The following is a 12536-nucleotide window of genomic DNA, read 5'->3' as shown; positions in this document are numbered from 1 at the left end:
GTGCCGACCAACGTCAATCCCACTGTCAGGCGACGCCGGCTGGGCCAGGAACTGCGTCGCCTCCGCGAGATCAAGGGCATGACGGCGGAGGAGGTGGCGGAGCGGCTGCTGGTCTCGCAGTCGAAGATCAGCCGCCTGGAGAACGGCCGCCGCTCGATCAGCCAGCGCGACGTACGCGATCTCTGCGGGGTGTACGAGGTCGAGGACCACCGCATCGTCGACTCCCTGATGCAGATGGCCAAGGACTCCCGCCAGCAGGGCTGGTGGCACGCCTTCGGCGACATCCCCTACAGCGTGTACATCGGCCTGGAGACCGACGCCGAGTCCCTCCGGGTCTACGAACCCCAGGTCGTCCCCGGACTGCTGCAGACCCGGGGATACGCGGAGGCCCTGATCAACGGCGCACTTCCCGAGACGCCGCCCTCCGACATCGAGAAGCGGGTGAACGTCCGGGCCCGCCGCCAGGACCGGGTCAACGCCCCCGAGCACCCCCTGCGCCTGTGGGCCGTCATCGACGAGTCCGCCCTGCGCCGGCTCGTCGGCGGCAAGCAGGTCATGATCGAGCAGCTGGAGCACCTCATCGAGCAGTCCCAGCTGCCCCATGTGACCGTGCAGGTGCTGCCCTTCGACATGGGGGCGCACCCCGGCATCAACGGCCAGTACGCCATCCTGGAATTCCCCGACGCCGCGGACTCCAGCGTGGTGTACATCGAGGGGGTCACCAGCGACCTCTACCTGGAGAAGGCGAACGACGTGCAGCGCTACAGCGTCATGTACGAGCACCTGCGGGCGCAGGCGCTGAACGTGGACCAGACCCGTCAGTTCATCGGCGACATCGCCAAGAGCTACACGCGCTGAGAGCCCTGTGAACCAGGTGGGGGCGGGAAGATACACCGCCACCACCTCACAGCGGAAGACCCGTATGGAATATGCCATCCGGTCGAGTGAACGGCCCCACCACCGGGCGATGTTGGCGAGTAGCGTCGATCACGCCAACAGATCGAAGTTGGTGCCACTCACATCAACTCTCTGAACCGGAGTGAACATGGCCATTCTTCAGGGTGCTACGGAAAACTGGACGAAGTCGTCGTACTCCGGCGGCAACGGCGCATGCGTCGAAGTGAAGTCGCCCGTCACGCAGGCCATCGCCGTGCGTGACTCGAAGGCCCCCGAAGGCCCCTCGCTCTCCTTCGTGTCGGGAGCCTGGAACACCTTCGTCCGCGACGTCGCGTCCGGTTCCATCAACGCCTGACCGGTTCGCCGGTCCTCACGCACCGCACCGTGGCCGGTCATCGCACACGACCGCCAGGAGCCCTCTCGACTGGTCCGCCGTCCTGGCCGAGGGGGCTCGGCCCGCCACCGGAATCGGCGCATGGGAAACAGCGCGTCGGATCCATGCCGCGCGCGCTCAATCACGTCGTACAGCTTTCCCCTTTCTCCGGCCGCACGGGACCCGCATCCCGTGCGGTCGTTCTGCGTTCTCGGGCGTTCCTGATTGCGTCGGTCTCTGCACAGCCTGACGAAGTGCCCGCTCATCGTGTGGCCGCGGTCACGTCGGCGACAACGCCCCGCAAGGTCAAGAACGAGCAAAATCGTTCGCCTTGCTGATCCGCGTTCACATCCCTGACCGAGAAAACCTTGACCGAGGACCCGGGCAAGCGGTTCAATCCCCCAAGTCCCCGTTCCCGCACGGGGGCCCCGCTGAACGGCCGTACTGACGAAGTGCGTTCTCGTTCACAAGGCGGACCCCTGGAGGGGGCACATGAACAGTCTCGACTGGGCCGTGCTCATCGGATACTTCGGTGTGATGGTCGCGATCGGACTCTGGTCGCACAAGCGCGTGGACAACGTCAGCGACTTCTTCACGGCCGGCGGCAAGATGCCGTGGTGGCTGTCCGGCATCTCGCACCACATGTCCGGCTACAGCGCGGTGATGTTCACCGGCTACGCGGGGATCGCGTACCAGTACGGCGTCACGTCCTTCGTGACCTGGTCCCTGCCGATCGCCATCGGGATCGGCATCGGCGCGAAGCTCTTCGCGCCCCGGCTCAACCGGCTGCGGTCGCGGCTGCACGTCGCCTCGCCGCTCGAATACCTGAAGAACCGCTACAACATCCAGACCCAGCAGGCCCTGGCCTGGTCCGGTCTGCTGCTGAAGATCGTGGACGTGGGCGCCAAGTGGGCCGCCATCGCCACGCTGCTCTCCGTCTTCACGGGCATCACCCTGACCCAGGGCATCTTCATCACGGGCGCCATCACCGCCGTCTACTGCACGGTCGGCGGGCTGTGGGCCGACGCGCTCACCGAGCTCGGGCAGTTCGTCATCCAGCTCTTCGCCGGTCTGGCCATGCTGTTCATCGCCATGAGCAAGCTGGGCGGCTTCAGCTCGCTGTGGACGGTCTGGGACAAGCTGCCCGAGGGGCACACCAGCCCGACGGCCGGCCCGTACACGGTGACGTTCCTGCTCGCGTACCTCTTCATCAAGACCTTCGAGTACAACGGCGGCATGTGGAACCAGGCCCAGCGCTACATGGCCACGGACTCCGCGCGCTCCGCGACCCGTTCGGCCCGGCTCTCCGCCGTGCTGTGGCTGGTCTGGCCGGTGGTCCTCTTCTTCCCGATGTGGGTCGCCCCGCTGCTCGTCGAGGCCAAGAAGCCCGACGCCTCGGACAGTTACGCCCTCATGACCGAGCAGCTGCTGCCGCACGGCCTGCTCGGCCTGGTCGTCGTCGGCTTCTTCTCGCACACGATGGCCATGTGCTCCTCCGACGCCAACGCGATCTCGGCCGTCTTCACCCGTGACATCGCACCGGTCTTCTCCAAAGCGGCCCGGAACTGGAGCAACCGCAGCGGTCTGCTGGCCGCGCGGCTCTCCACGCTCGCCTTCCTCGGGCTGTCGATGGCACTGGCGACCCAGATCAACTCGCCGACGTTCAAGGACATCATCTCGGTCGTCATCAAGTGGGTGGCCGGCCTGATGGGCCCGATCGCGATCCCGTTCATGCTCGGCCTGCTGCGCAGGTTCCGCCGGTCCGGCCCGACGGCGGCCCTGACCAGCTGGGCGGCGGGGCTGCTCGCCTTCTACTTCACCAACTACAACTTCGACGGTTCGGTGAAGACGGATGTCGCCCTGCAGTACCAGGTGGCCCTGCCGCTCGCGATCTCGCTGGTGCTCTACGTCGTCATCGGCTTCATCAAGCCCGAGGACACCCCGGAGCGCGACGCGCTGATCGCCAAGATCAACTCGGACGACGGGGGCCCGGCCGCCGACGCGACGGCCGCAGCCGTCCCGCTGCAGAAGCCCGGTCCCGAGAACACCGGCGTTCCCGAAGGCGTGAAGGACTGACCGTCCCTCACGGAGGGGACACATGAACGGTGGGCGGGCGCGGCGGCGCCCGTCCACCTCCGGGCGCGGCGGGAGCGCCCCGCCCGCCTCCGGAGACCCCTCAGTCCCTCGGATAGCGGGCCAGCCAGCCCGGAGCGACGGCGGCCGGGCTGTGCAGGGCGGGGCCCTGGGTCATCTCCATCGCGAAGTCGTCGGCGAGTTCGAGGAGCGTCGAGCGACCCTCCAGCTCCGCCAGCCAGGCCGGCGGCAGCGCCGTCTCCCCGTGCAGCGCGCCGAGAAGGGCGCCGCAGACGGCCCCCGTGGCCGCCGACGGCCCGGAGTGGTTCACCGCGAGCCGCAGCCCGTGACGTATGTCCTCGCCGACCAGCGCGCAGTACAGCGCCACGGCCAGGACCTCCTCCGCCGAGTCGGTGTCCCCGAGCGCCTCGATGAGCGCCGGCCCGGGAATCCCCTGGCGTACGGAGCCGAGGGCCTGCCGCAGCGCCTCGGAGACCTGCTCGTTGCCCGGGCGTTCGGCGAGCAGGGCCAGGGTGCGCTGGACCGAGCCGTCCAGGGTCTCGCCGCGGGCCAGCCCGTGCACCATGACGGCCAGGGCTCCGGCCGCGAGCTGCGCGGTGGCATGGCCGTGCGTGTGCGCGGCGCACTCGACGGCCAGCTGGAGGACGAGCTGGGGCTCCCAGCCCACGAGCAGCCCGAAGGGTGCGGAGCGGGTGAGCGCGGCCGAGTCCCGCGCCGCCGGATTCTTGGGCACCGCGAGGGTGCCCATCGTGGTGTCGCCGAAGCCGACGAGGCACTCCCGGGTGGGGGCGCGGCGGGTGTACAGCCACTCCTCCCTGGCCAGCCAGCCGTTGTCCTTGCGGCGTTCGTCGGGACCCCAGGCGCTCTGGGTGGCCGCCCAGCGCAGATGGGCGCGGTGCACGTCGGTCGGCGGGTGCCAGGCGCCGGTGTCCCGGCGGACCTGGGCCCTGATCAGCCCGTCGACGGTGAAGAGGGTGAGCTGGGTGACGGCGGTGACCGCGCCCCGTCTGCCGTGCGCGGGGACGAAGTCGGCCACCCCGTCCACCCCGTGGGCCGCGCGTATCGCCTCCAGCGTGAGCCCCGAGACGCCCGCCCCGAGCGCGTCCCCGATGGCTCCGCCGAGCAGGGAGCCCCGTACCCGCCCACGGAAGTCCTGCTGCTGGGCACGGCCCCAGACAGCTGTGGTCCCTGTGCTCACCGTGCCCCTTCCGTCCGTCTTACCGTGTGCGACTGCGCAAGCACTGTAATCGAACGGAAGGAGCGGTTCAGGGGGCGGAACGGAATGTACGGACTGGTACGCGAGAGCCCGTGTGCGCGGCTTTCCTCATGATTTCCGGGGCGGTTCGCAAGGGGCGGACCGGGCCTCCGGGGGCGCCGGGATCAGCCGAACATGCCGGGCCGGTAGTCGCCCGCCGGCTGCTGCACGATGACGTTCAGCCGGTTGTACGCGTTGATGACGGCGATCAGGGCCACCAGGGCGACGAGCTGGTCCTCGTCGTAGTACTTGGCGGCGTTCGCCCACACCTCGTCCGGCACCCCGCCGGCCGCGTCCGCGATCCGGGTCCCCTGCTCCGCCAGTTCCAGGGCGGCGCGCTCGGCGTCGGTGAAGACGGTGGCCTCGCGCCACACCGCGATCAGGTTGAGCCGCAGCGACGTCTCGCCCGCCTCCGTGGCCTCCTTGGTGTGCATGTCGGTGCAGAATCCGCAGCCGTTGATCTGGCTGGCCCGGATCTTGACCAGCTCCTGGGTCGCGGCGGGCAGACCCGAGTCGGTGACCACCTTCCCGGCCATGTTGATGTGCTTCAGGAAGGTGGTGGCGGCCTTGTTGCCGAAGAGTTCGAGTCGAGCGTTCATGATCAGCTCCTGCGTAGTCGCGCGATGCTTACACCCCCTCGACGGATGGTCCCCGGCGGGATGTGACACGGCGCCGTGTGACCTGGGTCTCGTGCGGATGTCATCCTCGGCGCTGCCTGCACTCCGCGACCCGACCCGCAGCACATCCCGCCGCACCCGGGCCGCCTCCGTCGCCCACGCGGCTCATCCCACGGCGTCCAGCGTCGGGTAGTCCGTGTAGCCCGTCTCCCCGCCGACGTACATCATGTACGCGTCCCGGACCTGGTTGACCGGCGCGCCCGTACGCATCCGGCGGACCAGGTCGGGGTTGGCGAGGAAGGGGCGGCCGAGCGCGATCACCTCGGCTCCGGCGGCCAGCAGCCGCTCTGCCTCGGCGAGGCCGCCGTCCTCCGGGATGCGGTCCTTCGGCAGTACGGGGTTGGCGATCAGCGTGCCCGCCCAGTCCTTCCGGATCCGCTGGAAGACGGGGTCCTCCGGGTCGGCGTACCCCACGTGCAGATAGGCGAGGCCGGTGCCCGCCAGGGCCGCCAGGAGCGCCGGGTAGATCTCCTCGGTGTCGCCCTCCACCATGCCGTTGACCGTGCTCCAGGGCGAGATCCGCAACCCCACCCGCCCGGGCCCGATCGCCGCCGCCACCGCCTCGGTGACCTCCACGACGAAGCGGATGCGGTGGGCCACGGACCCGCCGTAGGCGTCGGTACGCCGGTTGGTCCCCTGGCCCAGGAACTGGTGGAGCAGGTGGCCGTTGGCGCTGTGCACCTCGACGCCCTCGAAGCCCGCGTCGAGGGCGTTGCGGGCCGCGGAGGCGAAGTCCGCCACGGTGGTGCGGATGTCCTCGGTTGTCATCTCGCGGGGTACGACCGAGGGCACGCGTCCGGCCGGGGTGTGGATCGTCTCCGGCAGCGCGATCGGCGAGGGGGCGACGGGCGTCAGCCCGCTGGTGTCGGGGTGGCCGGCGCGCCCGCCGTGCTGGAGCTGGAGGAACATCTGCCCGCCCTCCGCCCGTACCGCCTCGGTGACCCGGCGCCAGCCCTCCACGTGGGCCTGGCTGTGGATCGCCGTGATGTTCGGGTACGTCTGCCCCACGGCGTTCGGCGTGGATGCCTCCGCGATGATCAGCCCCGCCGAGGCGCGCTGTGCGTAGTACGTGGCCATGAGCGGGGTGGGGACGCCCTCGGGCGTGGCGCGGTTCCGGGTGAGCGGGGCCATCACGAGACGGTGAGGGAGGGCGAGGGGGCCGAGGGCGACGGTCTCGAAGAGCGTCCGGGGGGACGTGGCTGCGGGGGAAGTGGCTGCGTTCGTCATGCCGGAACGGTAAGAATTGACACCGGTGTCAGGTTCAAGTCCCGGAGGCGAGGAATTCCATGCGGATCGGCGAGCTGGCCCGGCGTACGGGCGTGAGCGAACGCTCCCTGCGGTACTACGAGACCCAGGGCATCCTGAAGGCCGACCGTACCCCCGGCGGCCACCGCGACTACCCGGAGGGCGCGGTCGACCGCGTGATCCGCATCCAGGAGTTCTACGCGGCCGGGATCAGCAGCCCGAAGATAGCCGAACTGCTGCCCTGCGTACGGGATGTGGACGGCGGCCCCTCCGCGATCGCCACCCCGCGCCTGGTCGACGACCTGTCCGTGGAGCGCGACCGCATCGACCGGCAGATCGACGAGCTGCGCCGCTCCCGGGAGGTGCTGGACGACGTGATCGCCACGGCGGCGGGCGAGGGCACGGACCGCGGCTGAGCCGCGCCACAGTTCGTGCACCGCCGGGTGCGCCCAAGAAATACGACACAAGCTGTCGGGTATGGCGTCGAGCATGGCTGCACCGGTCCTCGGCGATGACGTTCCCGGGCCGGCTCGCACAGCCGCACAGGACTCGAGGAGACTCATGCCCGACACATCGACACCCGCGCTCCACGGAAGGATCGCCCTGGTCGCAGGTGCCACCCGAGGCGCCGGGCGCGGCATCGCGGTGCAGCTCGGGGCGGCGGGTGCGACCGTCTACGTCACCGGCCGCACCACACGGGAGCGGCGCTCGGAGTACGACAGGCCCGAGACGATCGAGGGGACCGCGGAGCTCGTCACCGCGGCGGGCGGGACGGGCATCGCGGTGCCGACCGACCATCTGGTGCCCGAGCAGGTCCGTGCGCTGGCCGAGCGCATCGACGCCGAGCAGGGGCGGCTCGACGTCCTCGTCAACGATGTCTGGGGCGGCGAGCGGCTGTTCGCGTTCGACAAGCCGGTGTGGGAGCACGACCTCGACGACGGACTGCGGCTGCTCCGGCTGGGCGTGGAGACCCACGCGATCACCAGCCACTTCGTGCTGCCCCTGCTGGTGCGGCGGCCGGGCGGGCTCGTGGTCGAGATGACCGACGGGACGGCCGCCTACAACGCGGCGAACTACCGCAACTCCTACTTCTACGACCTGGTCAAGAACAGCGTGCTGCGCATGGCGTTCGTGCTCGCCCACGAGCTGGAACCGCACGGCGGGACGGCCGTGGCGCTCACCCCGGGCTGGATGCGCTCGGAGATGATGCTCGACGCCTTCGGCGTGACCGAGGAGAACTGGCGCGACGCGCTGACCGAGGTGCCGCACTTCTGCATCTCGGAGAGCCCGGCGTACGTGGGCCGCGCGGTCGCCGCCCTGGCCGGTGACCCCGACCTCGCGCACCGGAACGGCCGGTCCCTGTCCAGCGGGCAGCTCGCCCAGGAGTACGGCTTCACGGACCTCGACGGATCCCGCCCCGACTGCTGGCGCTACCTGGCCGAGGTCGAAGCCGCCGGCAAGCCGGCCGACGCCACGGGATACCGGTGAGGGACCCGGGGCGCCGGCCGGACGGGAGGCCCGCTCAGGCCTCCAGCACCGGCAGCAGCTCCGGCAGGTGGCCGTCCGAGGCTGTCGCGGCCTTGACGCGCTCCTCGGGCACCTCGCCGTACAGCGTCGTGCGCGGCTTCGCCGGGCGGCCCGCCAGGTCGGCGATGGCGACAAGGTCCTGGATCGAGCGGTACGAGCCGTAACTGGAGCCCGCCATGCGGGAGATGGTCTCCTCCATCAGCGTCCCGCCCAGGTCGTTGGCGCCCGAGCGCAGCATCTCCGCGGCCCCCTCCGCGCCGAGCTTCACCCAGCTGGTCTGGATGTTGGTGATGTGCGGGTGGAGGAGGAGCCGCGCCATCGCCGTCACCGCCCGGTTGTCCCGGTCCGTCGGGCCCGGGCGGGCGATGCCCGCCAGGTAGACCGGGGCGTTGGTGTGGATGAAGGGCAGCGTGACGAACTCCGTGAAGCCGCCGGTCTCCTGCTGGAGCCGGGCCAGCGTCCGGAAGTGGCCGAGCCAGTGGCGGGGCTGGTCGACATGGCCGTACATCATCGTGGACGAGGAGCGCAGGCCCGTCTCGTGGGCCGTCCTGATGACCTCCAGCCAGGTGGCGGTCGGCAGCTTGCCCTTGGTGAGGATCCAGCGGACCTCGTCGTCGAGGATCTCCGCCGCCGTGCCCGGGATCGAGTCGAGCCCGGCGTCCTTGGCGGCGGCCAGCCAGTCGCGGATGGACAGGCCGGTGCGGGACGCGCCGTTGACGACCTCCATCGGCGAGAAGGCGTGGACGTGCATGCCGGGGACGCGTTCCTTCACGGCCCGCGCGATGTCGAAGTACGCGGTGCCGGGCAGGTCCGGGTGGATGCCGCCCTGCATGCAGACCTCGACCGCGCCGACGTCCCAGGCCTGCGCCGCGCGGTCGGCGACCTGGTCCAGGGAGAGGGTGTAGGCGTCGGCGTCCGTACGCCGCTGGGCGAAGGCGCAGAAGCGGCAGCCGGTGTAGCAGACGTTGGTGAAGTTGATGTTCCTGGTGACGATGTAGGTGACGTCGTCACCGACCACGTCCCGGCGCAGGGTGTCCGCGATCCGGCACAACTCGTCCAGCGCCGGGCCGTCGGCGTGGAGCAGGGCCAGGGCCTGGTCGTCGGTGAGCTTCGTCGGGTCGTCGGCGGCCTGGCTCAGCGCCTGGCGTACGTCGGCGTCGATACGGGACGGGACCATGCCGGGGGCCGCGGCCTCGCGCAGGGCCTCCCAGTCGCCGTACACCTCGTCGAAGTCGTTCCGCCGGTCGCCGGTGCGGCCCTCGGTGTCGATGGTGCGGTGCAGGTCGGTGCGGCCGGAGGCGTTGAAGCCCTCGTCGGGTTCCTGCCAGGGCAGCCCGGTGGGGATCGCGCCCTCCTTGGCGAGGCCGGTCTCCGGATCGGCGAGCGCCCGCACGTGCGGCAGGAGGCGCGGGTCGAGCCAGGGCTCGCCGCGCTGGATGAACTCCGGGTAGATGGTGAGGCGTTCGCGGAGCTGGAAGCCGGACTCCGCCGTACGGGCCGCCAGTTCCTCGATGTGCGGCCAGGGGCGCTCGGGGTTCACATGGTCCGGGGTGAGGGGCGAGACGCCGCCCCAGTCGTCGATGCCCGCGCCGATCAGCAGGGCGTACTCCGCGTCGACGAGGTTCGGCGGGGCCTGGATGCGGGCCGAGGGGCCCAGGATGTGACGGGCGACGGCGATGGCCGCGGCCAGCTCCTCCAGCTCCGCGTCCGGCATCCCGCGCATCGCGGTGTCCGGCTTGGCGCGGAAGTTCTGGACGATGACTTCCTGGATGCCGTGGTAGGCGCGGGCCGTCCTGCGCAGCTCGAAGAGGGAGTCGGCGCGCTCCTCGTACGACTCGCCGATCCCGATCAGGATGCCGGTGGTGAACGGCACGTTGGACCGGCCCGCGTCCTCCAGCACGCGCAGCCGGACCGCCGGCTCCTTGTCGGGGGAGCCGTAGTGCGGGCCGCCCTTCTCGGACCACAGCCGGGTCGCGGTCGTCTCCAGCATCATCCCCATGGACGGGGCGACGGGCTTCAGCCGCTGCAGGTCCGTCCAGGTCATCACACCGGGGTTCAGGTGCGGCAGCAGCCCCGCCTCCTCCAGCACCCGCACCGCCATGGCCCGTACGTACGCCAGGGTGTCGTCGTACCCCTCGGCCTCCAGCCACTCCCGTGCCTCGGGCCATCGGTCCTCGGGCCGGTCGCCGAGCGTGAACAGGGCTTCCTTGCAGCCCATTTCGGCACCCCTGCGGGCGATGTCGAGGACCTCGTCCGGCGAGAGGAACATGCCGTGGCCCTCGCGCCTGAGCTTCCCGGGCACGGTGACGAAGGTGCAGTAGTGGCAGGTGTCGCGGCAGAGCCGGGTCAGCGGGATGAAGACCTTGCGGGAGTACGTGATCACTCCCGGCCGGCCCGCGGCGTCGAGGCCCGAGTCCCGGACCCGGGCGGCGGACGCGGCGAGGTCGGTCAGGTCATCCCCCCGCGCCTGGAGCAGGACGGCGGCCTCGGCCACGTCGAGGGCGACACCGTCGCGGGCCCGCCGGAGGGCGCGCCGCATGGCGTTGGTCGTGGGGCGCTGAGGAACGGTCATGATCCGAGCATACGAGCGCCCCCCTCCTTCCGGACCAGGGCCTCTTCCGTGCGTAACCGCCTTTCCCGCACTGGCGCCTTGGCCGTTATGTCCCGCTTGCCCCGTAGGCTCGGAGGGGTGATGAAAACGATCGTCTTCGACATCGGAGAAACCCTCGTCCGTGACGACCGCCTCTGGGCCTCGTGGGCCGACTGGCTCGGCGTCCCGCCGCACACGGTCAGCGCGCTGGTCGGCGCGGCCGTCGTCCAGGGCCGCGACGCCACCGACGCGCTGCGCGTCCTGCGCCCCGGCATGGACGTCGGCGAGGCGTACCAGGCCCGGGCGGCGGCCGGGCGCGGCGAGCATCTGGACGAGACGGACCTCTACCCCGACGTGCGCCCGGCGCTGGCCGAACTGCGCGCGCTGGGCCTGCGGGTCGTCGTCGCGGGTGACCGGACGGCGCGGGCGGGAGAGCTGCTGCGGGCGCTGGACCTGCCGGCCGATCTGGTCGTCACCTCGGAGGAGTGGGGCGCCGCCAAACCGGACCGGGAGTTCTTCGCCCGCGTACTGGAGGTGTCGGACGCGTCGCCGGAGTCCACCCTGTACGTGGGTGACCACCCCGCCGACGACCTCTTCCCGGCGAAGTCGTGCGGGCTGCGCGCCGCCCACATCCGCCGTGGCCCGTACGGGCATTGGTGGGCCGACCACCCGGACGTCCTGGAGACGGCCGACTGGTGCGTCGGCGCCCTGACCGAACTGCCGGCACTGCTGGGCAGGACGAAGCGACGGACGGCCCTCACCGCCGCACCGCCGGAGCGGCCGAACGCGCCCGAGCTGCCGACACAGGCCGCACCGCCGCAAGGACAGGAGGAGGCGGCGGACCCGGAGGAGGACGCACCCACGCAGGACCCGCAGGAGGGGACAGCACCTCAGGAGGCGGCCCCGTCCCCGCGGACCCAGGCCTGAGTCCCTACTCCCCCGCGCCCTGTTCGTCGGTTCCGCTCAGCGAGAGCCGGAGCCGGTCGCTCGCCAGTCGCATGTGCTCGGCCATCGCCGCGTCCGCCCCCTCCGGGTCGCCCGCCCGGATCGCGTCGAGCACGGCCCCGTGCTCGTGCAGCGTGCCGCTGACCGTGCCCTCGATGTCTCCCGCCCGCTCCATCCAGACCTGGAGCAGCGCCCGGATGGAGTGCAGGATGTCGCTGAGCACCGTGTTGCGGGCGATGTGCGCCGTCTCCAGATGGAAGGCGATATCGGCCTCGATGAACGCCTTGACGTCCGTCCCGGCCTCCCGCATCCGCTCCAGGTGCTGCTCCAGCCGCTCGACGTCCTCCCGCGAGGCCCGGTCCGCGGCGAGCCGCGCCGACATGCCCTCCATGAAGGTGCGGACCTCGACCAGGTCCTGCGTACGCCGCTGACCGAGCATCAGGCCCCAGTTGATGGCGCGCGGCAGGAACTCCGAGGTCCCCTCCCGGACGTACGAGCCCGAGCCCGGCCTGATCTCGATGATGCCCAGGACGTCCAGCGCGGACAGCGCCCCGCGCACGCTGGAGCGCGCGACGCCGAGGGCGTCGGCGATCTGGCGCTCGGCGGGCAGGCGCGTGCCCGGCTTCAGGTTGCCCTCGGACAGATGATCAAGGAGCCGCTTGGCCACCTCACTGACCGAGGACTCCCGTACGACGGGGCGCAGAAGTGACGTGAAATCGGGCGCTTCGGGCTGCGTGGACACGCTGACCAGTACATCAGACGGGGCGGTGGATCCCCGGAGCGGGCGGAAGATAACGCGCTCATCGGTCCAGGAGAAGAGCTCAGGGGAGCGACCTACGTCACTTTGGTAAATTGGTGACCAATTTAGGATCCAGGGCTAGCTTGGAGTTGTTCACCGGCCGGAAACACGACCTTCCACGGTTCGCCTCCGCC

The 12536-nt window shown here is 70.8% G+C and carries 11 protein-coding genes; 6 read left to right on the top strand and 5 right to left on the bottom strand.

Translation table 11 applies throughout. From position 1 onward, the window contains the following. From ACZ607_RS34725 to ACZ607_RS34715, 3 genes are all read left to right on the top strand, one after another. Positions 1 to 858, top strand: a complete 858-nt coding sequence (locus tag ACZ607_RS34725; protein WP_469741861.1) for a helix-turn-helix domain-containing protein — start codon at positions 1 to 3, stop codon at positions 856 to 858. Between the two features lie 187 nt (positions 859 to 1045). Then, positions 1046 to 1252: a DUF397 domain-containing protein gene (locus ACZ607_RS34720; protein WP_014155679.1), complete on the top strand. Its 207-nt coding sequence runs from the start codon at positions 1046 to 1048 to the stop codon at positions 1250 to 1252. Positions 1253 to 1762: 510 nt separating this feature from the next. Then, positions 1763 to 3346, top strand: coding sequence for a sodium:solute symporter family protein (locus tag ACZ607_RS34715; RefSeq protein ID WP_469741857.1), 1584 nt, complete (start codon positions 1763 to 1765; stop codon positions 3344 to 3346). 100 nt (positions 3347 to 3446) lie between these two features. Here ACZ607_RS34715 and ACZ607_RS34710 read toward each other — a convergent pair whose 3' ends face one another. From ACZ607_RS34710 to ACZ607_RS34700, 3 genes are all read right to left on the bottom strand, one after another. Continuing rightward, positions 3447 to 4562 (bottom strand): ADP-ribosylglycohydrolase family protein, encoded by a 1116-nt coding sequence (locus ACZ607_RS34710; RefSeq protein ID WP_469741853.1) that lies wholly within the window; start codon positions 4560 to 4562, stop codon positions 3447 to 3449. 182 nt (positions 4563 to 4744) lie between these two features. Continuing rightward, positions 4745 to 5218: a carboxymuconolactone decarboxylase family protein gene (locus tag ACZ607_RS34705; RefSeq protein WP_469741850.1), complete on the bottom strand. Its 474-nt coding sequence runs from the start codon at positions 5216 to 5218 to the stop codon at positions 4745 to 4747. 183 nt (positions 5219 to 5401) lie between these two features. After that, on the bottom strand, positions 5402 to 6523 hold the full coding sequence (locus ACZ607_RS34700; protein ID WP_469741847.1) for an alkene reductase: 1122 nt from the start codon (positions 6521 to 6523) through the stop codon (positions 5402 to 5404). Positions 6524 to 6582: 59 nt separating this feature from the next. Here ACZ607_RS34700 and ACZ607_RS34695 point away from each other — a divergent pair, with 59 nt between their 5' ends. Both ACZ607_RS34695 and ACZ607_RS34690 read left to right on the top strand, forming a co-directional pair. Further along, the gene (locus ACZ607_RS34695; protein WP_469741845.1) at positions 6583 to 6957 is read left to right on the top strand and encodes a MerR family transcriptional regulator; all 375 of its coding nucleotides are present in this window, start codon (positions 6583 to 6585) and stop codon (positions 6955 to 6957) included. Positions 6958 to 7102: 145 nt separating this feature from the next. Then, entirely contained in the window at positions 7103 to 8029 is a 927-nt protein-coding gene (locus tag ACZ607_RS34690; protein WP_469741844.1) for an SDR family oxidoreductase, read from the top strand. Positions 8030 to 8063: 34 nt separating this feature from the next. Here the strand turns inward: ACZ607_RS34690 and ACZ607_RS34685 are convergent, their stop codons facing one another. Further along, complete coding sequence (locus ACZ607_RS34685; protein ID WP_469741842.1) at positions 8064 to 10640, bottom strand: bifunctional FO biosynthesis protein CofGH; 2577 nt, start codon at positions 10638 to 10640, stop codon at positions 8064 to 8066. Positions 10641 to 10760: 120 nt separating this feature from the next. Between ACZ607_RS34685 and ACZ607_RS34680 the strand changes: the two genes are divergently transcribed. Further along, on the top strand, positions 10761 to 11585 hold the full coding sequence (locus ACZ607_RS34680; protein ID WP_469741918.1) for an HAD family hydrolase: 825 nt from the start codon (positions 10761 to 10763) through the stop codon (positions 11583 to 11585). 4 nt (positions 11586 to 11589) lie between these two features. Here the strand turns inward: ACZ607_RS34680 and ACZ607_RS34675 are convergent, their stop codons facing one another. Further along, a complete protein-coding gene (locus tag ACZ607_RS34675) occupies positions 11590 to 12345 on the bottom strand; it encodes a FadR/GntR family transcriptional regulator (protein ID WP_469741840.1) in 756 nt (251 codons plus the stop codon). Between the last annotated feature and the right edge of the window lie 191 nt (positions 12346 to 12536).

The sequence above is a fragment of the Streptomyces sp. NPDC104381 genome (assembly GCF_055583745.1).
This window is presented reverse-complemented; position numbering and strand designations above follow the sequence as displayed.

Coding starts and splice junctions, on each gene's coding strand:
- ACZ607_RS34695 (WP_469741845.1), top strand. CDS start 6,583: ATGCGGATCGGCGAGCTGGCCCGGCGTACGGGCGTGAGCGAACGCTCC.
- ACZ607_RS34680 (WP_469741918.1), top strand. CDS start 10,761: ATGAAAACGATCGTCTTCGACATCGGAGAAACCCTCGTCCGTGACGAC.
- ACZ607_RS34685 (WP_469741842.1), bottom strand. CDS start 10,640: ATGACCGTTCCTCAGCGCCCCACGACCAACGCCATGCGGCGCGCCCTC.
- ACZ607_RS34690 (WP_469741844.1), top strand. CDS start 7,103: ATGCCCGACACATCGACACCCGCGCTCCACGGAAGGATCGCCCTGGTC.
- ACZ607_RS34705 (WP_469741850.1), bottom strand. CDS start 5,218: ATGAACGCTCGACTCGAACTCTTCGGCAACAAGGCCGCCACCACCTTC.
- ACZ607_RS34720 (WP_014155679.1), top strand. CDS start 1,046: ATGGCCATTCTTCAGGGTGCTACGGAAAACTGGACGAAGTCGTCGTAC.
- ACZ607_RS34715 (WP_469741857.1), top strand. CDS start 1,763: ATGAACAGTCTCGACTGGGCCGTGCTCATCGGATACTTCGGTGTGATG.
- ACZ607_RS34700 (WP_469741847.1), bottom strand. CDS start 6,523: ATGACGAACGCAGCCACTTCCCCCGCAGCCACGTCCCCCCGGACGCTC.